Annotated in this window: 20 protein-coding genes and 1 riboswitch; of the genes, 4 read left to right on the forward strand and 16 right to left on the reverse strand. The window is 74.7% G+C overall.

From position 1 onward, the window contains the following. Positions 1-37 precede the first annotated feature (37 nt). From ACZ6N8_RS08600 to ACZ6N8_RS08615, 4 genes are read right to left on the reverse strand one after another with little or no spacing between them, the layout of a single operon-like run. Positions 38-1,102, reverse strand: a complete 1,065-nt coding sequence (locus tag ACZ6N8_RS08600; RefSeq protein ID WP_466009150.1) for a DNA polymerase III subunit beta family protein — start codon at positions 1,100-1,102, stop codon at positions 38-40. A 42-nt stretch (positions 1,103-1,144) separates the two neighbouring features. Next, positions 1,145-2,341 carry a saccharopine dehydrogenase family protein gene (locus tag ACZ6N8_RS08605; protein ID WP_466008624.1) on the reverse strand — a complete coding sequence of 399 codons (1,197 nt, stop codon included), beginning with the start codon at positions 2,339-2,341 and terminating at the stop codon, positions 1,145-1,147. 40 nt (positions 2,342-2,381) lie between these two features. Next, the gene (locus tag ACZ6N8_RS08610; RefSeq protein WP_466008626.1) at positions 2,382-3,518 is read right to left on the reverse strand and encodes a zinc-binding dehydrogenase; all 1,137 of its coding nucleotides are present in this window, start codon (positions 3,516-3,518) and stop codon (positions 2,382-2,384) included. After that, positions 3,515-3,952, reverse strand: a complete 438-nt coding sequence (locus ACZ6N8_RS08615) for a hypothetical protein (RefSeq protein WP_466008628.1) — start codon at positions 3,950-3,952, stop codon at positions 3,515-3,517. Before ACZ6N8_RS08615 ends, ACZ6N8_RS08610 begins: the two co-directional genes overlap by 4 nt. Positions 3,953-4,028: 76 nt before the next feature. Between ACZ6N8_RS08615 and ACZ6N8_RS08620 the strand changes: the two genes are divergently transcribed. Further along, on the forward strand, positions 4,029-6,896 hold the full coding sequence (locus ACZ6N8_RS08620) for a winged helix-turn-helix domain-containing protein (RefSeq protein ID WP_466009152.1): 2,868 nt from the start codon (positions 4,029-4,031) through the stop codon (positions 6,894-6,896). Between the two features lie 12 nt (positions 6,897-6,908). On the opposite strand, the gene ACZ6N8_RS08625 is transcribed toward ACZ6N8_RS08620, so the two are convergent. From ACZ6N8_RS08625 to ACZ6N8_RS08645, 5 genes are all read right to left on the reverse strand, one after another. Further along, positions 6,909-7,457 carry a DsbA family protein gene (locus tag ACZ6N8_RS08625; RefSeq protein ID WP_466008630.1) on the reverse strand — a complete coding sequence of 183 codons (549 nt, stop codon included), beginning with the start codon at positions 7,455-7,457 and terminating at the stop codon, positions 6,909-6,911. Further along, positions 7,454-7,948 (reverse strand): redoxin domain-containing protein, encoded by a 495-nt coding sequence (locus ACZ6N8_RS08630; protein WP_466008631.1) that lies wholly within the window; start codon positions 7,946-7,948, stop codon positions 7,454-7,456. Before ACZ6N8_RS08630 ends, ACZ6N8_RS08625 begins: the two co-directional genes overlap by 4 nt. 66 nt (positions 7,949-8,014) lie before the next feature. After that, positions 8,015-8,701: a BON domain-containing protein gene (locus ACZ6N8_RS08635; protein ID WP_364362417.1), complete on the reverse strand. Its 687-nt coding sequence runs from the start codon at positions 8,699-8,701 to the stop codon at positions 8,015-8,017. Between the two features lie 630 nt (positions 8,702-9,331). Next, complete coding sequence (locus ACZ6N8_RS08640; protein WP_387119603.1) at positions 9,332-9,730, reverse strand: hypothetical protein; 399 nt, start codon at positions 9,728-9,730, stop codon at positions 9,332-9,334. 138 nt (positions 9,731-9,868) lie between these two features. Then, the gene (locus ACZ6N8_RS08645) at positions 9,869-10,009 is read right to left on the reverse strand and encodes a hypothetical protein (protein ID WP_466008634.1); all 141 of its coding nucleotides are present in this window, start codon (positions 10,007-10,009) and stop codon (positions 9,869-9,871) included. Between the two features lie 307 nt (positions 10,010-10,316). On the opposite strand from ACZ6N8_RS08645, the gene ACZ6N8_RS08650 reads away from it, so the two are divergent. After that, the gene (locus ACZ6N8_RS08650; protein WP_130403378.1) at positions 10,317-10,679 is read left to right on the forward strand and encodes an STAS domain-containing protein; all 363 of its coding nucleotides are present in this window, start codon (positions 10,317-10,319) and stop codon (positions 10,677-10,679) included. An 8-nt stretch (positions 10,680-10,687) separates the two neighbouring features. On the opposite strand, the gene surE is transcribed toward ACZ6N8_RS08650, so the two are convergent. Together surE and ACZ6N8_RS08660 are read right to left on the reverse strand one after the other, a co-directional pair. Then, a complete protein-coding gene (gene surE / locus ACZ6N8_RS08655; protein WP_364362419.1) occupies positions 10,688-11,515 on the reverse strand; it encodes a 5'/3'-nucleotidase SurE in 828 nt (275 codons plus the stop codon). After that, on the reverse strand, positions 11,512-12,474 hold the full coding sequence (locus tag ACZ6N8_RS08660) for a PfkB family carbohydrate kinase (protein WP_466009154.1): 963 nt from the start codon (positions 12,472-12,474) through the stop codon (positions 11,512-11,514). Before ACZ6N8_RS08660 ends, surE begins: the two co-directional genes overlap by 4 nt. Before the next feature lie 184 nt (positions 12,475-12,658). Between ACZ6N8_RS08660 and ACZ6N8_RS08665 the strand changes: the two genes are divergently transcribed. Further along, the gene (locus ACZ6N8_RS08665; RefSeq protein WP_466008636.1) at positions 12,659-13,126 is read left to right on the forward strand and encodes an SRPBCC family protein; all 468 of its coding nucleotides are present in this window, start codon (positions 12,659-12,661) and stop codon (positions 13,124-13,126) included. Positions 13,127-13,603: 477 nt separating this feature from the next. Here the strand turns inward: ACZ6N8_RS08665 and ACZ6N8_RS08670 are convergent, their stop codons facing one another. The 5 genes from ACZ6N8_RS08670 to ACZ6N8_RS08690 form a co-directional block, all read right to left on the reverse strand. Then, positions 13,604-14,356: a hypothetical protein gene (locus tag ACZ6N8_RS08670; protein WP_466008637.1), complete on the reverse strand. Its 753-nt coding sequence runs from the start codon at positions 14,354-14,356 to the stop codon at positions 13,604-13,606. Positions 14,357-14,476: 120 nt separating this feature from the next. Continuing rightward, positions 14,477-15,541: a coiled-coil domain-containing protein gene (locus tag ACZ6N8_RS08675; RefSeq protein WP_466008639.1), complete on the reverse strand. Its 1,065-nt coding sequence runs from the start codon at positions 15,539-15,541 to the stop codon at positions 14,477-14,479. 5 nt (positions 15,542-15,546) lie between these two features. Then, a riboswitch (cyclic di-AMP (ydaO/yuaA leader) is annotated at positions 15,547-15,678 on the reverse strand. Positions 15,679-15,820: 142 nt separating this feature from the next. Further along, on the reverse strand, positions 15,821-16,738 hold the full coding sequence (locus ACZ6N8_RS08680) for a cation diffusion facilitator family transporter (RefSeq protein WP_364362423.1): 918 nt from the start codon (positions 16,736-16,738) through the stop codon (positions 15,821-15,823). A 109-nt stretch (positions 16,739-16,847) separates the two neighbouring features. Continuing rightward, entirely contained in the window at positions 16,848-18,965 is a 2,118-nt protein-coding gene (locus ACZ6N8_RS08685; RefSeq protein ID WP_466008640.1) for a HelD family protein, read from the reverse strand. Between the two features lie 109 nt (positions 18,966-19,074). Then, on the reverse strand, positions 19,075-20,016 hold the full coding sequence (locus ACZ6N8_RS08690) for an alpha/beta fold hydrolase (RefSeq protein WP_466008641.1): 942 nt from the start codon (positions 20,014-20,016) through the stop codon (positions 19,075-19,077). A gap of 170 nt (positions 20,017-20,186) precedes the next feature. Here ACZ6N8_RS08690 and ACZ6N8_RS08695 point away from each other — a divergent pair, with 170 nt between their 5' ends. Next, on the forward strand, positions 20,187-20,813 hold the full coding sequence (locus tag ACZ6N8_RS08695) for a carbonic anhydrase (protein ID WP_466008643.1): 627 nt from the start codon (positions 20,187-20,189) through the stop codon (positions 20,811-20,813). Positions 20,814-20,905 lie beyond the last annotated feature (92 nt).

A 20,905-nucleotide genomic window follows, 5' to 3' on the forward strand; every position in this document is an offset into this window, starting at 1 on the left:
CCGTTTCGACAGGCGACGGGGAGTGACGGACCCGGTTCTACAGCCGGATCGGCATCAGCACGGAGAAGGTGTCCGCGTCGTCCGGCCGCCGCACGGCAAGCGGGGCGACCGGCCCGTCCAACTCCAGCACCAGCTGGGCGGCGCCCGCCGCGTCCAACGCGTCAAGCAGGTAGCCGCCGTTGACGCCCACGTATACCGCCTCGGTGCCGGCCTCGTCGGCGGGGAGCAGGCGCAGACCGCCGCGGTCGTCGACGCCGAGCACGGTGACGGCCAGCCGCTCGCCGTCGTGCTCGCGGGCCACCGTGGGGGCCGCCGGGTCCGCCAGCGCGGCGCGCAGCGCCGCCACGTCCACCGGGATCCGGTACGCGGCCGGCCGCTCGCCGACGGCCTTGCGCAGCAGTCGACGGTAGTCGGGGAAGTCGTCGGGCAGGGTGCTCCCGGTTAGCGTCCGGCCGGCCACCACCGCCCGCAGGTCGGTGCCTGTCACGCTCAGCAGCACCGCTGGGGTGTCGGCGGCGTCGAGGAGCGCGCGCACCTGGTCCACGAGATCCACAGGTACGAACACCCGCACCGGCGGGCCGTCGACGTGCGCACCGGCCCGGGCCTGCGCGAGCCGGTACCGGTCGGTGGCGACGAGCCGGACGCCGTCGGACTCCACGTCGAGCAGCACACCGGAGAGCATCGGCAGCTCCGGGTCGACGCCGACGGCGAAGCGCACCGCGTCGACCGCGGCGGCCAGCGCGGCGGGGGAGAGCAGCAGCGTGGTGGTGACCGGCCGGGCCGGGTCGACGAGGGCCCGCAGCCGGGTCACCTCGCGACGGGCGTCGGCCAACCCGTCGACCAGCCGGCGCAGGTGCGTGTCGAGCAGCCGGTGCACGGCCGCCGGCTCGGCGCGTACCGCCGCGGCGATCTCCGGCACCGGCATGCCGATCCGGCGCAACCCGGCCACCAGCCGGGCCGGCGCGATCTGCTGGTCGGTGTACCAGCGGTAGCCGGTCACCGGGTCCACCAGGGCCGGCTCCAGCACCCCCGCCGCGTCGTAGAAGCGCAGCGCGCTGACGGTCAGGCCGCTGGCCCGGGCCAGCTCACCGATGCTGTGCAGGTCGTTCACGCGGGCATCCTGCCCCCTCGACCCGGTCGAGGGTCAAGCCGGGCGCTCCACCGGGGTGTCCTCCAGCACCCGGAAGGTGAGCCCGGCCCGGACCAGCCGGTCCAGCAACGCGTCGCCCATCGCGGCGACCGGGGTGACCTGCCCGGCGGTCGGTGGCAGCTCGTCGAGGGCCAGGCAGAGCGCCGACTCGGCGAGCATCTTCGCCGTCTCGTCGTAGCCCGGGTCGCCGCCGGCGACCTCGGTGAGCACCCGCCGACCGCCGCCGGTGCCCACGAACCGGACCCGGAACCAGGCCGCCGCGCGCTGCTGCGGGGTCGGCCCCTGCCCGGAGGCGAGCCGACCGAGCAGCCAGCGCCGCGTCGGCGGCAGTTTGACCAGGCCGACCAGCGCGCCGAGGCCGACCCCGCCGGCCAGTACGGTCGGCAACCGCTTCACGGCGGCGAAGTGCCGGTAGCGGAAGTCCGGGCCGTACTCCGGGCGGGCCGCCGCCGAGCGGCGCACCACCTGCGGGTCGATGGTGGGCAGCGGCACGGTCCAGATGCCCAGCTCCGCCGAGCGGGCCAGCCGGCCCGGCACCGCCCGGACCCGACGGTCGGCGGGGCGCGGCTCGACCGCCCGGCGGTCGCGGGCCGCGCGGCTGGCCGGGCCGGTACGGGAGAACGCGGTGAGCGCGGAATGGTACGTGCCCGCGGAGAACCGACCCGAGGCCCGGACGTAGCCGTCCACGGTGATCGGCACGTCGGCGGGCAGCTGCTTGACGGTGAACCAGACGCCCAGGTCGTGCGGGATGGAGTCGAACCCGCAGGCGTGCACCAGCCGCGCGCCGGTGCGGGCGGCCTCGGCGTGGTGGCGGACGTACATCAGGTCGACGAACTCCGGCTCGCCCGTGATGTCCAGGTAGTCGGTGCCGGCGGCGGCGCAGGCGGCGACCAGCGGCTCGCCGTGCCTCACGTACGGGCCGACGGTGCTGGCGACCACCCGGGCGTCGCGGGCCACCGCCCGCAGCGAGTCGGCGTCGGTGACGTCGGCTGCCAGCAGCGGCAGGTCGGCCAGCTTCGGGTCGATCGCGGTGAGCCGGTCCCGTACGGCCGCGAGCCGGTCCGGGTTACGCCCCGCAAGCGCCCACCGCAGCCCCGGTGGGGCGTGTCGGGCCAGGTATTCGGCAGTGAGCCCCCCGGTGAACCCGGTCGCCCCGAACAGGACCACGTCGTACGTTCGCTCCCCAGCCATCCTGCGAGTCTGCCATCCGCCGGAGCCGATGGCTCATCGGTCACGGGCTGAAGACGGCGCGGACGCAGCCGTCGGCCCGGTCGCGGAACAGCTCGTAGCCGCGCGGGGCCTCCTCGAGCGGCAGCCGGTGGGTGGCCAGGTGTTCGGTCCGCAACTCGTCGCGGGCCATCCGGTCCAGCAGCATCGGCACGTCCCGCAGGTCGGGCCGCCGGGCCCCGCGCACCGCGAGCCGCTTGTCGGTCACCGCGCCCAGCGGGAACGCGTCGACGAACCCGTCCGTCCCGCCGAGCACCACCACCGTGCCGCCCTTGCGGCAGGCGTACACCGCCTCGCGCAGGGCGTCCGGGCGGTCGCCGAAGCGGTCGACCACCGACCGGGCCGGCGGCTCGCCGACCGCCACCACGCACACGTCCGGGCCACGCCCACCGCTGCGGTCCCGCAACTCGGCCGACACGTCTGTGTGGCGGTAGTTCAGCGGCTCCGCGCCCGCGTGCCGTTCGGCCATCCGCAACCGCTCCTCGTGCCGGTCCACGACCACCACCCGGGCGCAGCCGCGCAGCGTGGCCGCCCGGGCGGCCAGGTGGCCCACCGCGCCGGCACCCCAGACCGCCACCACGTCACCCGGCCGCACCGCGCCCAGCTCGGCCGCCAGCCAGCCGGCCGGCGCCGCGTCGGCGGCGAACAGCGCCCGGTCGTCGCCGACCGCGTCCGGCACCCGGACGGCAGTCACGTCGGCGTACGGCACCCGCACGTACTCGGCGTGGCCGCCGGCGAAGCCGCCCGCCGCGCGGGGCCGCCCGAAGCAGCCCGCGTCCGACCGTCCCCAACCCTCGTCCACGCTCGCCGGTTCCGTGCTGCCGTTGTCGCAGCAGGCGTGCAGGCCCGCACGGCAGTACCAGCAGCCGCCACAGGCGACGCCCGCGGCCACCACCACCCGGTCGCCGCCGCGGTGCCGGCGTACCTCCGGACCGGCCTCGACCACGTCGCCGAGGAACTCCGCCCCGAGCACGTCACCGCTGCGCAGCAGCGGATCCCGCCCGGCCAGCAACGGCAGGTCGGCGCCGCAGGTGGCGCTTCGACGGACCCGGACGATGATGTCCCGTTCGTTGCGCAGCTCCGGGTCCGGCACCTCACGTACCGCCAGCTGGTCCGCGCCCACCCAGCACAGCGCCCTCACCCGCCGGCCTCCGGTCGGTCCAGCGCGGAGCGGTCCGCGCGCAGCACCTCGCCGGTCTCCACGCGCTGCTTGACCTGGCGCAACGTCCGGCGGACCAGGTGTCGTGGGTCGTCGCCGACCAGGTGCGCGGCGAGCCCGACCGGGGCGGCCCCGGTCAGCGGGCGGGCCGCCAGCTCGGTGCCCCGGTGGCCCGGTGCCTGGCGCACCCGCACCTCGACGGCGCCGTCCAGGAGGCGCAGCGGCTCAGGCCACCGACCACCGGGCAGCACCTCGTCCGGCGGCCGGTCCACCGTCACGACCTCCCACCGGGCCGCCGCGGCGGGGTCGCCGTCCGCGCCGGACCGGCCACCCCGCAGGGGTACCCGCAGCACGCGCGCCGCCCCGGCCAGCGCCGAGCCGCCGAGGGCGGTTCCCACACGCGTCAGCCGTCGCATCGGTCCCACCCGTCCTCCCGGTCCACGTTCTCCGATCGTCGGTCGCGGGCGGGTGAAGCGGGCTCGCCCGGAAGGGGTGAACCCGTCCCGGTCGGGTAACCGCTCGCCGACCGGGGGGTGGGACGCGTCGTGGGGGTGGAGCCGGGTGCCGGAACAGCAGGATCACGCGTCAGTGGGTACGGCACCGGGGCGTTCGGGGGACCTGCCGTTGCTGGCGTCCCGGTTGACGCCCGCCGCGCCACCGGAGGCGGTGGTGGCCCGACCCCGCCTGCTGCGCCGGCTCGACGAGGGCAGCGCGGGACCTGTCACCCTGGTCGCCGCACCGGCGGGCTGGGGCAAGACGACACTGCTCGCCTCGTGGGTGCGGCTGACCGGCGGCATCCAGGAGACCGTGCCGGGGGCGGTGGTGCCCGACGCCGGGGCGGCGCCGACGGTGGCCGGGCTTGAGCCGGCGTGGGTGTCGGTGGAGACCGGCGACGACGGCGAACGGCTGTGGGCGTACCTCGCGGCGGCGCTGCGGGCGGCGACCGGGCCGGCCGACGACGGCCCGGTGCCCGACCGGCCGCCCCGCCCCGACCAGCTCGAAGCCCTCGCCGCCGCCCTCGCCGGCGCGGACCGGCCGGTCCTGCTGGTCCTGGACGACCTGCACCGGATCACCGACCCGGCGGCCCTGACCGGCCTGGAGTTCCTGTTGCGGCACGCCGAGCAGCGGCTGCGGCTGGTGGTCGGGGCGCGGGCCGGGCTTCCGTTGGCCCTGCACCGGCTCCGCCTCGCCGGTGAGCTGACCGAGATCGGCCCCGACGAGCTGGCCTTCACCGACGACGAGGTGGCCGACCTGCTCACCGCGCACGGCGCGGCACTGCCGGCGAGTGCGGTGCACCGGCTGCGCGAACGCACCGGCGGGTGGCCGGCCGCGCTGCGGATCGCCGCCCTTGCCGTACGCGGGCAGGCCGACCCGGAACGCTGGGTGGGGCAGTTCGGCGGCGACCAGCCGGAGATCGCCGGTTACCTCCAGGAGGAGGTGCTCGGCACGATCGACCCGGCCGACCGGGACCTGCTGCGCCGCACCGCCGTGGCCGACACGGTCTGCGCCGACCTGGCCGAGGCGTTGACCGGCCGTACCGACGCCGCCCGGGCCCTTGCCGACCTGGCCGGGGCGGGAGGCGTGCTGCACCGGGAGGACGGCCGCCCACCCTGGTACCGCTGCGAACCGCTGCTGGCCGACCTGCTCCGGGCCGAGCTGGCCCGGCTGCCCGCCGACGAGCTGCGCGAGCTGCACGTACGGGCCGCCGAGTGGTACGCCCACGGCGGTCGCCCGGCCGACGGTCTGCGGCACGCGTTGGTCGCCGGTCGGTGGGACCTGGCCGGCGACCTGTTCGTCGCGCACTGGCCGGAGCTGACCCGCTACGACCGGGACACGGCGGCCGGTCCACGGCCCTCGTCCCCACCGCCGGACGTGCTGCGCGCCCAGCCGGAAGTTGCCCTGGCCTGCGCCGCCGAGCGGGCGTACGCCTGTGACCTCCCGGCCGCCACCGACCACCTGCGCGCCGCCGCCGCGTACGCCGGTGGTCTGCCGGTGCCCCGCCGGGACCGGTTCCTGCGGTTGGCCACCGCGCTGGAGCTGACCGTGGCCCGGCTCGCCGACGATCCGGTGGAGGTGCGGGCCGCCGCCGCTCGATTGCTGCGTACCCGTCCACCCGGGGCCGGCCCGAGCGGTGTGCCGGACGCCGCGCCGACCGGCGGTGGAGGTGACGCGGCCGGGGACGCGGACGTGCGGGCCTTCACCGGCGCCGCGTTGGGGCTGGTGGAGCTGGCCGCGGGCGTCTTGCCCCAGGCGCGGTTCGTCCGGGCCCGGGCGGCGGCCCGGGAGGCCGGTCGGGCCCGCACCGAGCTGGTCGCCGCCAGCCGCTCGGCCCTGCTGCTCGCGGTGCGTGGCGACCTGCGCGCGGCCGAGCGGGCGGCCCGCGACGCGCTGGGCATGCCGCCCTGCCGGGGCTGGTCCTGCCGCCTCGACTGCGGCTACGCGTACCTGGCGTTGGCGGTGGTGGCGCTGCACCGCGACCAGCCCGACGAGGCCGCCGCGAACCTCGCGGTGGCCACCCCGGCGACCGGCGCGGACGGCTCGCAGCCGGAGAGCGGCGAGCCGGTGGCGGCGGCCGTGGCCGCCCTGTGCCGGGCACGGCTGCACGGCGACGCGGGCGATCCGGCCGCCGGCCAGCGGCTGCTCGTGCGGGCCCGGGAGGCGCTGGTCGACCTTCCGGACGCCGCCGAACTGGCGGGCCTGCTGCGGGCCGCCGAGGCGGAGCTGCGAGCCGAGCGGGGTGACCTGGACGGCGCCCGCGAGCTGGTGGCCGGCGGCCACGCCGAGCCGGCGCTCGCGGTGGGGCTGGCGCGCCTGGAGCTGCGGTCCGGCGACGTCGGTGCCGCAGGCCGGGCGCTGCCGGACTGGCAGGCGCCCGGGGCGCGGGCGTGGCCCCTGCCGGTACGCCTCGACGCCGGCCTGCTGGACGCGGTCCTCGCCGAGCGGGGCGGAGACGGACGACGTGCCGGTCGGATCCTGGAACAGGTGCTCGACCTGGCCGGCCCGCACGGCTGCCGACGGGTCTTCACCCGTGCCGAAGGGCCGGTCCGGGATCTGCTGGCCGCCCACCTGGACGCGGGCACCGCCCACTTCGCGCTGGTCAGTGACCTGCTGCGGGACGCCGGCCAGGCGCCGACCCGACAGCCGACCGAACCGGCGGGAACGCTCGACGAGCCGCTCACCGAGCGGGAACTGACGATCCTGCGGTACCTGCAGAGCATCCTGTCCAACGTGGAGATCGCCAGCGAACTGTCCCTGTCGGTCAACACGGTGAAGACGCACGTACGCAACATCTACCGCAAGCTCGACGCGACCCGCCGGCGTGAAGCGGTCCGGCGGGCGCGCGAGCTGCGGCTCCTCTGAGCCGTCGGGCGGTCAGGCGTTCGCGGCGGCGTCCACCGCTGCCAACAGGTCGGGCAGGTCGTACCCGCCCTCGTGCCGAACCTCGTTGACGAACAGCGTCGGGGTGCCGTTCACACCGCTGCGGATGCCGCCCACGAAGTCGCGGCGTACCCGGTCGGCGTGCGCCCGGCTCTGCACCTCCGCGTCCAGCTCGTCAGGTGGCAGACCCACCTGCTCGACGCCGAGCGACAGGTGCACCGGATCCAACTGGTCCTGGTGCTCGTAGAGCCAGTCGTGCATCTCCCAGAACCTTCCCCTGGACGCGGCGGCCTCGGCGGTCTCGGCGGCACGCTCGGCGTACGGGTGCACGTTCGCGATCGGGAAGTAGCGGTAGACCAGGCGTACCGTGTCGGCCCGCTGCCGCAGCATCTCGTGCAGGTTCGGGTACGCCGCGCCGCAGAACTGGCACTGGAAGTCGCCGTACTCGACGACTGTCACGGGAGCGTCGACAGGCCCCCGGGCGTGATCCTCGGCGGTCACCGGATCCCGGAGTCGGGCGGTGACCTGAAGTGGCGTGCTCATCGCGCCATCACCCCCTGCTGGGCGAGCCGGTCCAGTGCGTCGAAGATGCCGTCCGCGCCCGGATTGACGTCCGGCGGGGACAGGTAGCTCCACGCCACAGTCCCGTTCTGGTCGAGCACCACAAGAGCCCGCTGCGCCTCGCCCCACGGGGCGTACGCGCCGTAGCGGCGGGCCACCTCACCCTTGGGCTCGAAGTCGGCCAGGAGCGGGAACTCGATGCCCCGGGCCTGCGCGAACGCCCGGTGCGACCAGATGTTGTCCACCGAGATGCCCAGCACCACGGCGCGGTACTGGTCGAACACCGGCGCCGCCGCCTGGTAGAGCGCCATCTGGTCACCGCAGACGGGGCTCCAGTCGGCGGGATAGAAGGCGAGCACGACCGGCCGGCCGCGGAACTGCTCCGGCCCCATCTGCTGCCCGTCGGGTGTGGCCGCGAGGGTGAAGCCGGGCGCGGGGTTTCCAGGTTGGATCAGCCCGTTCGGATCACTCATGCCCCCAGCCTGCGTCCGGGGCGGGTGAGGCCGGCTCACCCGCCCCGGGTGGTTCCGCGTACGCGGTCAGTGCAGCACCGGGGCGACGGCGATGTGGTTCTGCACCTCCCGGATGCCCGGCGCCGACCAGACCACCTGCTCCACCTCGGCCCGCTCGGGCATCGAGTGCACCAGCCCGGCGAGCACTGCCGTGTCGCCGTGCACCCGCACGGTGATCCGTTCCGCCTCGGTGGCTCCGGCGCGGGCGAGGGCGTCGACGATCCGGTCGGCGAGGTTCTGGCCGTCCGGTGGTGCGGCCGGGCGCACGGTGATCCCGTTGCTCACCCCGCGTACCCCGGTGAGCCGACCTACCGAACGCTCGGCGGCGCGCCGCTGGTACTCCCACTCGACCTCGCCGTGCAGTGTCACCCAGCCGGCCGAGACGGTCACCTGGAGCTTCTCGACGGGTACGAACGCGTCCCATTCCAGGGCGTGGCCGGCTGCGGCGGCCAGGTCGGGGTCGGCGCGTTCGGAGCTGCCGGGCAGTTGGACTGTCACGTCGTTGGCGACCGCCCGGACCCCGACGACCCGGTGCGTGGCCCGTTCGGCGGCCCACTTCTTCGCGTAGCTGTCCACGCGCCCGGTGAGCGTGACGACGCCCTCGTCGACGGTCACCCCGATCTCGTGCGGCTGCACGCGCGGTTCCCAGGTCAGCTCGTCGAGTACGGCGGACTGGATGTCCTGGTCGGTGCGGCTGATCGTCGCGATGGCCATCTGTCCCTCCTCCGGTACGTCGGTACGGCGGACCGGCCGACGACAGTGGCCGCTGGCCCGCCGGGGTCCGATGCTGCCGGGTAGAGGGGTGAGCCGTCCTCGCCCGGTGCGGGTGACGGAGGTGCCCGGGGGCTTGTGGTGGGACGCTCGCGACGGTCATGAACATCGATGATGGGAGCGCTTCCAAAGTTGTTGACTATCGGTTACGGTGAAGAAGTTCCTCGACAGCGGGAGCCGTCGCGTCGGGTGGTGGGAGCCAGGGCAGCCCCGCGCCTTCACCGTCGTCGCCGCCGCCGTGCTCGTCCCCCGGGCCCGGCGCCACCACCGGAGTTCGGCCCCGTCCCCCGGCGTCCACTCCGAAGAAACCGCAGCTGCGCAAGCGGTCCCCGCCGTGCGCCCCAGCACCGGGACCGACCCAGATCACCGGTCCGCCGGGCTGCCTGAGGGGTCCGGCACCCGGCGGACCGGCCCACCAGGACCGCCCCCGCGTCGCGTTCCCCTCCGCCCGCGACTCGGAAGGGCGCGGCGGAGCGGGGCACGAATGAGCCCCGCTCCGACCGTGGTCGGGCGGGGCTCACGCGTGTCGTCTCAGGCGGCTCGGTCCAGGCGCCTCGGCTCGGACGGTCCGGTTCAGACGGCGGGGGAGTTGGGGCGGTCCACGTCGACGAACTCCACGTCCTCGACCGCGCGGTCGTCCCGGCTGCCGGCGGCCCTGGCGGCCGATCCGACGGCCCAGCCGACAGCCGCGCCGACGAGCGCGGCGCCGATCAGCAGCGTCCAGGGCAGGGCCGGCTGACGCCCGGCGAGCGCGTCGAAGGCCAGCGACGCCCGTCGCCGCGCCTCCTCGGCGGCGGAGCCGACCAGGTCACCGGCCCCGTCGGCGAGGTCGCCGCCGCTGCGGCGGGCCGAACGGGCGGTGTCACGGACGCTGTCCCCCGCGGAGCTGACGGCGGAGACCAGGTGCTCCCACGCCTGGTCCGCGATCCGCTCCGGCTTGCTGCGGCGGTCCAGCAGGTTGGTTCCGAACATCGTGGTTACCTCCTCGGGTGCCGAATCCGCCGGCCACATCGGACCTCGGCGTCTGTTCAGCGCGTCACGGTTCGCCTCACTGGCAGTGCCCCGCTGCGGCCCGGCGCAAACCCGGACCGCTGCCCGCCCGGCGCCGGTTCAGCGAACCGTCACCACCGCCGGGCCAGCTGCGAAGTCGTCATCGTCGTCATCGTCGTCGCCGCCACCACCGAAACCGCAGGCCAGTACGAGGGCGAGCAGGATGCCGACGCCGGCCAGGCCGGCCAGTTTCTTGATCATTGAAGGTCCTCTCCGTCACCGTGGGTGTCCCGGGCCGATGCTAGGTGGCGTCAGCAACCCACACCGGCGGCGGCGGGTTGCCGGGCGGTTCGGACCGGGACCGTTACCCTGGTTCGGCGGCGCGCCGGCTCCGACCGGCCGCCGAGTGATCGAATAACAAAAATTTCGGAACTGGGAGCCCTGTTGTGCCCAGATCCGCGAATTGCTCATCCCGAGGGGTGGCGACCGAGGCCGTCGGAGGAATACTCTCGGTCGCGGCCCGCGTACTGATGAGGCGCCCGGGGGACGGGCGGGTGGAGGTGCTCGCGTGAGCCTGTCGATCGTGAAGTCGGTTTTGTCCGGTGGTGTGGTGGAGATCGCCCCGCGAGGTGAGATCGACGTCGACACCGCGTACGAGGTCCGCGAGGCGATCGCGGAGGTGTTGGCCAAGGGCCGTCCCCTGCGCATCGAACTGAACATGAGGCTTGTCACCTTCATCGACTCCGTCGGCATCAGCGCCATGGTCGCCGGCTTCCAGACCGCCGAGGTCAGTGGCGTCAAGCTGGTGGTCACCGAGCCGAGCCGGTTCGTGCACCGGCAGCTCTGGGTGACCGGCCTGCTCGGCCTCTTCGGCGCTCCGGAGCCCTACTTCGCAGGCGCCGCCACCCCCGAGGTGCTTCCCGGCGCCTGAGTGGCGCGTCAGCGCTGCTCGTCCAGGTCGGTCAGGTCCACGTCGGTCAGCTCGGTCACCGACCGGATCGCCGTCACCGACGCGTACCCCGCTGCCAGCAACGCCACGTCCGTGCCGGGCTGCGCGGCCTGACCCGGCTCCTCCAGTGCGGTACGCACGAAGCCGTGCCCGGACTCGGCGACAGTCATCTGCACCTGACCGAAACTCGCAAGCGTCCCGCGACGCACTCCGCGCAGACGCTCGTACGGCAGGTCCGGGGCGTTCACGTTGAGCACACTCTCCATCGGCGCGGAGGTCAACCGGGGAAGCAGGTCGAGGGCGACCCGGGCGGCGGTGCTCCAGTGCCGTTCGGCGTCGCGTACCCGGGCGGCGGCGTCGACCGCGGCGCCACCGCTGGCGGCGGTGGCCTCACCGGCGGACAGGACGTCCAGGGAGACGGCCATCGCCCGGCAGCCGTTCGTGGCGGCGGTGAACGCGGCGCCCACAGTGCCGGAGTGCAGCACCGCGCGACCGGCGTTGGCGCCCCGGTTGATGCCGGACAGCACCACCGACGGCGGCGGGCCGAACGCCCCGTGCAGCGCGATGAGCGTGATGAAACCGGGAGTGCCGCCAACTCCGTACGCCGGCACACCGTCCAGATCGGGCAGGGGATGGTCGTGCACGACCACCCGCCCGTCGCGCTCCGTCGCGCTCATCGCGGCGCTGGTGCCGCTGGCCTCCTCAAGCGGTGCGGCGACCACCACGTCCAGCCCTCGCCGCGTCGCCGCCCAGGCCAGCGCCTGGATACCCGGAGCGGCGATCCCGTCGTCGTTGGTGACGAGGACCCGCAGCGTCATCGTTCGACCACCCGATCGGCCAGCTCGTCCGGGGTGGTGCGCTCCTGCGGACGGCTGTCGGCAGGTACCAGCCGCACCCGCTCCACCAGGCCCGTGATCGAGTCCAGGCGACCGGTGCCCAGGCCGTGCCGTGTCACGTTGAGCGCTCCGGCGGCGGCGCCGGTACGGATGGCGGTCCGGATGTCCCCGCCGCGCGCCACCACCGCGGCCACCCCGGCTGTCATCGAGTCGCCCGCTCCGCGCGGGTCGGCGGCCTCCAGCCGGGGCATCTCCACGTCGAACAGCTCCCCGTCGATGAGCGCCAACGCCGGCTGGTCGGCCCGGCTCACCACCACCGTCTCGGCGCCCGCGGCGTGCAGGTCGTACATGGCCCGGGTCAGCTCCGGCATCTCGTCGCTGCGGGCACGGCCGTCACGGATCAGCTCCTCGTGGCTCACCTTGAGGAAGAAGACCCCGCTGTCCAGCACCGCCCCGAGGTGGTCGCCGGAGAGGTCGACGACGACCTGACCACCGTTGGCCCCGAGGTCGGCGGCGAAGCGCCGGTACAGGTCGGGCGGGACGAGCCACGGCTCGTTGGGTCCACTGAGGATGCTCACGGGGGCTCGCAGGCCCTCACCCAGGGCCAGGTTGTAGAGCTCGTCGAGCTCGTGGCGGCTCAACGGCTGCCCTGGCACGTCGACGATCTCCTGCCGCGACCCGTCCCGCCGGTCGTGCACGTACCCGCCGCTGCCGGAGTCGCGGACCACCACCTTGAGGTCCACCCCCTCGCTGACCAGCAGCGGTTCCAGCACCTGGCCGATCTCGCCGCCGAGAGCGGCGCAGAGCACCACGTCGACCCCCAGCGACAGCACCATCCGGGCCTGCCACACGCCCTGCCCACCGGGGTGCAGGTGCAGTTCGGTGTGGTCGTTGGGCTGGTCCACGGTCACGGTCAGTTGCGGAGTGGGCGCGAAGACCATCACGTGCCCGCTCACCTGTCGCCACCGTTCATGAATCCGCCCTCCGTCACGGTCAGTAATTCCGTACTAACCGATCTTAATGGGACAGTTGGCGGCCGACGTGGCAACGGCCGCTGTCCGACGGGCGTTGCCAGCCCGATCGGCGTACGGCACGATCGGGCGACAAGCGACGGCGGGAGACGGTGTGCTCAGGCGCGATACCTTCAGTTACACCGTCCAGGCCCGGTGCTCAGCCGCTGACGCCGCCGCGCTGCTCAGCGACCTGACCCGGCAGGGCGAACTGCACCCACTGATCGTGGACGTCCGACAACTGCCGCCCCGCCCCGGCGCCCTGGCGAGCTACGCCATCAGCGACCGGCTGGTGGCCGGCCCGCTACGCTTCCGGACCACCTACCAGGCGGACGTGCTCACCAGCGACGACGACGAGATCGTGATGGTGGCCCGCCAGTGGCCCGCCACCACGGTGCACAACCACACCCGCCTACGCCCCGAATCGGACGGCCTGCTCCGGGTGGACGTCGAGATCACCCTGAGCGCTCCCGCCCCGCTGTTCCGGTACGCGTTCCGCCAGGCCCGCGCCGCCCACCTCGCCCTCGCCAGCCGCCTCGGCCCGGCCCTCGAACGCGCCAGCAACCCCCCACCACCCGCCTGACCCACCTCCACGCCTCCGCCCGCGCCCCCGCCGCACCGCACCGCGCCCCGCCCCGCCCCGCCGCGCCGCGCCCCGCCGCGCCCCGCCGCACCGCACCGCAGGCGCCCCGCCACACCCCGCCGCACCGCACCGCAGGCGCCCCGCCACACCCCGCCGCACCGCACCGCACGCGCCCCGCCACGCCCCGCCGCACCGCACCGCGCCCCGCCCCGCCCCGCCGCGCCGCGCCGCGCCGCACCCCGCCGCACCGCACCCCGCCGCACCGCGCCCCGCCCCGCCGCACCGCGCCCCGCCGCACCCCGCCCCGCCGCGCCGGCCCTGCGACCGTGCCGCCAAGATCCGCGCAGCTTCCCCGATGTTGCTGCCTCCGGCGCGCTGGAGGCAGCAACATCCCTGAACTTGCGCGGATCTTGCTTGCGCTCCCGCAAGATCGCGCTCGATCCAGGATGTAGTGCTGTCCCCACGACGCCGAGGCCACTACTTCCTGGATCGAGCGCGATCATGGTCGGCGGCTCCGGCGGCTCCGGCGGGGCCGGCGGGTCCGGCGGGGCCGGCAGGGCCGGCGGGTCCGGCAGGCCCGCTGGGGCCGGCCGGTCCGGCGGGTCTGGCCGGTGCGGCGGGTCTGGCAGGCGCGCTGGGGCCGGCCGGTGCGGCCGGTCTGGCCGGTCTGGCAGGGGTGGCGGGGGTGGCAGGGCGTGCGCGGTCGGCGCGATCACGACCGGTGCGACCGGCGCGGGCGGTTTGGGCTGAGCTGGTGGGGCGGGCTGCGCGGGTGGGGCGGCGCCCCCAGGGCTTGTAGGTGGAGAGCACCGTCGCGATGATCATCAGGCTGGTCGAGACGGCGGGGGCGATCACCAGGTCGGCGCGGTCCCGGGCGGGCAGTGCGGCCCCCAGGGCTCCGGCGTGGCGCAGGTTCGGGGTGAGCAGGAACAGGACCAGCCCGACCATCACCGTGGTGAGCACGAGTTTGACGAGCACCCAGCGGTAGCGCAGCAGTCCCCAGGGGGTGAGGAGTGCGCTGGCCACGCCGATCAGCCAGACCAGCACGCTCAGCGGCGCGAACAGCACGGTGCCGAGCAGCGCGGTGACCGGGTAGACCGTGGCCGGGTCGGCGCCGCGCTGGACCGCCACGCCGAGAGTGAGCAGCACCAGGTCGGTGCCGAGCCAGCCGAGGGAGGTGACCAGGTGCAGGGTGAGCAGTGCCTTGCGGGCCGTGGGCGGAAGTCGCATGGGAACGATGCTGCCGCCGGGCCGCCGCCGGGTCGTCCGACAGTCGGCGACATCAGGGGTACGCCCGCTGACGTACCGGTGGCCGGCCCCCCGGTTCGGGGCGCCGGCCACGGGTGGGGGTCAGTACACCGACAGGTGCACGTGGTTGGTGTGGTCGCTGGACGGGTCGCCACCCGCCCCGCTGTACGACTTCCACCCGCTGCTGGGCAGCCAGATCTGCCGGTACCAGATCACGTACAGCACGGCGAGCCGGTCGGCGTTGCGGATGAAGTAGGCGGCCAGGTTGTTGCCGTACGTCTTGTCGCCGCCGGTGGCGTCACCGCCGAAGCCGTTCTTCTGCGCGGCGAAGTCGCAGGCCCGACCCTTCGGGTGTTCACCTGAGCCGCCGGAGCGGTGGCAGGAGACGTACCTGGTGAAGCCGGCGGCCTTTGCCTGGTTGAGCGCGTGCAGGGTCCGCGGGGTGATGCAGCCGCTGGCCGGGGTGGGGTCGTTGACGCTGCACGACTCCGAGGGCCAGGAGCCGTCGGAGTTACGCGGCGCGGCCGTGGCGTTCGCGCTGGACGTCCCCCGGTTGGAGCCGCTGTCGGAGGTGGTCTGCGGCTTGGGTGTGGTGGCCACGGTCAGGGCCCGTTCGGCCTGTTCCTTGCGCTTGGCCATCACGGCGACCTGCTTGCGCTGCTCGCGGATCTCGCCGTCCAGGGCGACCCGGGTGCGGGTGGCCTCGTCCTTGGTGGCGATCAGGTCGCGTAGCACCCGGTCCTCGTTGGCGGCGACCGCGTCCAGCGCGGCGGCCCGGTCCATGAAGCCTTCCGGGGTGTTGCTGTTGAGCAGCGCCGACATCGCGCCGAGGCGGCCGGTGCGGTAGGCGACGCCGGCGATCTCGCCGACCTTGCCGCTGCGGGCCTCCAGTTCGGCCTCGGTGGTCTTGAGCTGGGTGGTGAGCTGCTGCTGCCGCTGCACGGAGGTGTCCAGGGCGCGCTTGGCGTCCAGGTAGCCCTTGCTGGCGGCTTCCAGTTGGGCGCGGAGCGCGGGGGTGCCGCCCTCTTCGTCGCTGTCGGGTGCCGCGGCGGCCCGCTGGGTGGTCGGGGGAGCGGCCGCCGCCCCGGCCGGGAGTGCGACGCCGAGGGCGAGCATCGCGACGATCAGGGCCGCCAGGCGGGCGGCGGGTGGTCGTGCTGGTGCCACTACGCATGTCCTTCCGTCAGCCGCCGACCGGGTTAGCTGACGGGTTCGGGACGGAAGATCCCTACCGCTGACGCGGATGCACCCCAGGAACATGGTTCCCCGGTTCGCCCGCTCGGGCGATTAGGCGGCGGCCGCCACCGGCGCCGGGAGGGCGCCGCCTGGTGGAGGCCGGGACCGAGCCTACCGGGGCAGGTGGGGCGCTTGCAGCCGATGTGACGGACGGTGCGTGCGTCATGACCAAAAACTCGGGCAAATGCGAGCGTACTTCTCGAAAGGCGGTCACCATTCGACCGAGCCGCAGGCGCCGGGCGCGGCACCGGGCTCGATCTGGAGCGTCGCGTGTTCGATCCGGAAGTCGTCGTGCAGGGCGGTACGCGCCGCGCTGAGCACCGTGCCGACCTCCGCGCCGGGCGCCATGGTCAGGTGCGCGGAGGCCACCTCCATGCCCGAGGTGAGCGTCCAGACGTGCAGGTCGTGGACCTCGACCACGCCGGGCACTGCGGCGAGCCGGTCGTGTACGGCGGTGACCTGGAGGTGTTCCGGGGCGGCCTGCACGAGGATGCGGACGGCGGCCCGGCCGAGTCGCCACGTGCGCGGCAGGATGAACACGCCGATGGCGACCGCGACCAGCGGGTCGGCCCACCACCAGTCGGTGACCGTGATGAGCAGCGCCGCGCCGATCACGCCGACTGAGCCGAGGAGGTCGCCGAGGACCTCCAGGTACGCCCCCTGGAGGTTGATGCTCTCCCGCGCGCCGGCACGCAGCAGCGCGAAGGCGACCACGTTCGCGAGCAGGCCGAGTACGGCGACCGCGAGCATCGGGCCGGCCAGTACCTCGTGCGGGTCGCCGAACCGGCGGATCGCCTCGATCACCACGTAGACCGCCACGCCGGAGAGCAGGACGGCGTTGGCGAGTGCGGCGAGCACCTCTAGGCGGTAGAGGCCGAAGGTGCGCTGCGGGTCGCCTGTCGACCGGCGGGTGGCGGTGATCGCCGCGAGTGCCATGCCGATTCCGAGCACGTCGGTGAACATGTGCCCGGCGTCGGAGAGCAGAGCCAGCGAGCCGGTGCGGAAGGCCGCCACCGCCTCGACCACCATCAGGGCGGCGAGCAGCCCGAACGCTGCCCAGAGCCGTCCCCGGTGCTGGTGTGCGGCATTGGCGACCGACGCGTGGTGGTGGTCATGACCTGCGCCCACGAAACCCACCCTCCGCCGCCAGTCGGGACCCGGTCAAATGTATGCGCACATCGCTATGTGTGCAACTATACGGGCGGCACCCGCCCCGACGGTGCTCGTCGGGGCCCGATCAGCCGGTCGGGTCAACGGTGGTGAGCCGCTGCGTGGCCCGGGAGAGCGCCACGTAGAGCGTCCGTACCCCGGCACCCGGATCCGCCCGGATCTCGCTCGGGGCGACCAGCACCACCCCGTCGTACTCCATGCCCTTCGCCTCCAGGCTGGTCACGACCTGCAGGCGCGGTGCGCCGAGCGTGCCCAGCCAGCCGGCGACCTCGTCGCGGCGGGGGACCGGCGTGATCACGCCGACCGTGCCGTCCACCTCCGCCAGCAGACCGGCGGCCGCCTCCACGACGGCCGTCTCCAATCCGGCGGCGGGCACGATCAGCTCGACCGGGTCGACCCCCGTGGAACGCACGGCCGTCGGCAGCGGCAGGTCCGGGTAGAGCCGGCGGATCTCCGCCGCCGCCACCGCGAAGATCTCCGACGAGTTGCGGTAGTTGGTGGTGAGCGTGAAATCGTGCCGCTTGCGCCGGCCCAGCGCCTGGTCCCGCGCGCGGGACAGCTCCTCCGGGTCACCGGTCCACGCCGTCTGCGCCGGATCGCCCACCACCGTCCAGGACGCCAACCGGCCGCGCCGACCGATCATGCGCCACTGCATAGGCGAGACGTCCTGTGCCTCGTCGACCACCACGTGCGCGTACTCCCGGTAGTCCGCCGGCCGTTCCCGGGCCGCCGCCCGCGCGGCGCGCTGCCGGTCGCCGAAGGTGCTCAGCTCACGGACCCCGCCCGCGAGCTGGAACGGGTCGCGCCGCGCCCGCGCCGGCTGCGCCGGCTTGCCGAGCAGCGTGTCCAACTCGTCGAGCAGCGCCACGTCCGCGATGGTCAACCCGGCGGAGTCCAGTTCCCGGTACGCCGCGCCCAGCAACCGGATCTCCGCGCCGGAGAGGATCCCGCCCGCGTAGCGGCGCAGGCGGTCCGGCCGGGCCAGCCAGCCGAGCACGTGCCGGGGGTGCAGTCGCGGCCACCAGGCCTTGAGGAACTCCCGGAACTCCGTGCGCTCGGCGATCTCGTCCTCGAAGGCCCGCTGCTCCGGCAACCGGCCCACGTTCAGCCGGCGGGCCTGTGCCCAGAGCGCGGCGAACACCCCGTCGAAGCCCGCCCGCCGCACCTCGTTGCGTCGGGCGCCCCGGTGCAGCGCGCGGTCCCGGATCGCGTCCAGCTCGGCCCGGTCCAGCCGCAGCAACGCACCCCGGTAGAGCAGCCGCAGCTCGCCAGGCCCGCCCGGCACGGCGTCGCGGACCGCCCGCTCCAACACCCGGCGCATCCGCAGCGAGCCCTTCACCGCCGCCACCTCGGGCGGGTCGGTACGGGTCGCGGTCATGCCCGGGAAGAGGGTGCCCAACGAGTGCAGGGTCGCGGTGTCCTCACCGAGCGACGGCAGCACCGAGGCGATGTACTCGACGAAGACCGACGACGGGCCGACCACCAGGATGCCGCCGCCGGCGTACCGGCTGCGGTCGGAGTACAGCAGGAAGGCGGCCCGGTGCAGGGCGACAGCCGTCTTGCCGGTCCCCGGACCACCGGCGACGATCGTCACACCGGAACCGGGCGAGCGGATCGCCTCGTCCTGCTCCCGCTGGATCGTCGCCACGATGTCGCGCATGCCCCGGCCGGTGGCCCGCGACAGGGTGGCCAGCAGCGCGCCGTCCCCGACCACAGTCATCCCCTCCGGGGCGGCGGACGGGTCCAGCAGGTCGTCCTCGACACGGGTGACCCGTTCACCACGGGACTGGATGGTGCGGCGACGCACCACGCCCAGCGGCTGGTTCGGGGTGGCCTGGTAGAAGGCGGCGGCGGCCGGCGCCCGCCAGTCGACGACGAGCGTGCTGGCATCCTCGTCGCGGATGCCGAGCCGCCCGACGTGAAGCGTCTGCCGGTCCCGCAGGTCCAGACGGCCGAAGACCAGCCCCTCGTGCTCGGCGTCGAGGGTGTGCCGCCGCTGTGCGGCGTGGAAGACCATCGCGTCACGTTCGACGAGCGCGCCGAACGTGCCCACCCGCGCCATCCGGTAGCCGTCCCGCTCGGCGCGTACCGCCGACCGGCGCAGCTCGGCCAGTCGGGCGTACACCCGGTCGAGGTGCCGTTGCTCGACGGCTATCTCCTGCTCCAGGGCGGTCTGGTCGGTCAACGCACGCTCCTTCGATGTCGCCGGCAGACGGCGCGAACCGCGCGGGCCAACCGCAGAAGGGTACGGCCCCGGGCCGGGCCCGCCGCGCCCGAGGTGCGCGAACGTGCGCTCAGGCGCCCGCGCCGGCGGGAGTCGCCCCGCCCATCGGCGCCCCGGCGAGTACGCGACGCAGGACACCTGTCAACGCGGAGTTCACCTCGTCCGGGCGTTCCATCATCAGCATGTGCCCGGCGCCCGGGCACACGGTCAGCTCGGTGGCCGGCAGCGCCGCGGCGATCGACTCGGCACACGGGGGAGGGGTCAGCCGGTCGCGGTCGCCGACGAGCGCGGCGGCCGGCAGGTGGGCAAGCGCGGCGAGGGTGTCCAGCCGGTGCTGGGCGCCGATGGAGGCCCGGAAACCGCCTATCGAGCGCAGCGAGGCGCGGGCCACCGCCGAGGTGACCAGCCGGATGTCGGCAGGTTCGCACCTGTCGCCGAAGAGCATCCACCGGATGCTCGGTTGCAGCGCCCGCAGCAGTGCCCGGGGCGCCCGCCAGGACCCGCACCGGGCCAGCACCCCGGCGCCCGCGGTCTCGGCGAGCCGGATCAGCCGGGCGATGCGGGGCGAGAGGCCGTACACCGTGTGCGTGTGCCCCTCGGCGGTGGTCGAGACGAAGACCAGCCCGGCCGTACGGGCGGCGAAGTGCGCGGGATGGCGGTGCGCGTACTCCATGATCGTCATGCCGCCCAGCGAGTGCCCGACCAGGACGACCCGCCCGGTCGGCGCCACGGTGTCGAGTACCGCCGCCAGGTCGTCGCCGAGCTGTTCCAGGGTCGCGGTCGGCAGCGCCATGCAGCTGGACCGCCCGTGCCCCCGCGCGTCGTAGGTGACCACCCGCACGGCCTCGCCGCCGGGCGCCGCGGTGAGCGCCTCGACCTGCCGGTGCCAGGCCCGCCCGTCCAGGGTCCAGCCGTGCAGCAGGACGGCAGTGACCTCGGCGTCTGCCGGCCCCGTCACCTCGACGTGCAGCCGCACGCCGTCGGGTACACCGACCTCGAAACGCTCCGGCATCGCCACCTCCCCAGGGCCGCCCGGCACCATCAGCACCGGGATACCCGGCGGTAACACCGGCTACCCGCCATCAGACCACGTCAATCGCGCCGTGGCGAACATTGCCGACCCCGCCCGCGAACCGCGCACGGCGGGCCAAGCTGAACGGCATGGGGTCGTCGGGAGCGCCGATGGGCGCGACGCCGGAGCCGGGGCGGCTGGCCGGCGGCACACCCCGCGCCGCGCTGGCCGACCTGCTCAGCGGAAACAGGCGGTTCGTCAGCGGCCAACCGATCCACGGGCACGACGTGACGGCAGCCGCGGCGACCGCCTCCGGCGATCAGCAGCCGTACGCCGTGGTGCTCGGCTGCATCGACTCGCGGGTTCCGCTGGAGGCGATCTTCGACCAGACCTTCGGCGCGATCTGCGTGATCCGCACCGGCGGGCACGTGCTCGACCGCGCGGTGTGCGGCTCCATCGAGTACGTGGTCGGACAGCTCGGCGTACCTCTGGTGATGGTGCTCGGCCACGAGCGGTGCGGAGCGGTGGGCGCCACTGTGGACGCGCTGCGCGGCGGTGAGCGCCCCGGAGGTTCGCTGGGCCACCTCGTCGACGAGATCGCCCCGGCGGTGCTGGAGGTGGGGTTGGACGACCCGGAGGTGCTCGCGCTGGCGATCCGCCGGCACGTCCGCCGCACGGTGGACGCGCTGCGGGTCGACGATCTGCTGGCCGGGCCGGTAGGCGCGGGGCGGGTGGCCGTGGTCGGCGGCCTCTACGACCTGGCCACCGGCGAGGTGGCCCTGGTCGACCCGGTCTGAACCGCTGCCGGCCTGAACCGCTGCCGGCCTGAACCGCTGCCGGCCTGAACCGCTGCCGGCCTGAACCGCTGCCGGCCTGAACCGCTGCCGGC

The sequence above is a fragment of the Micromonospora sp. NPDC047521 genome, assembly GCF_055587305.1.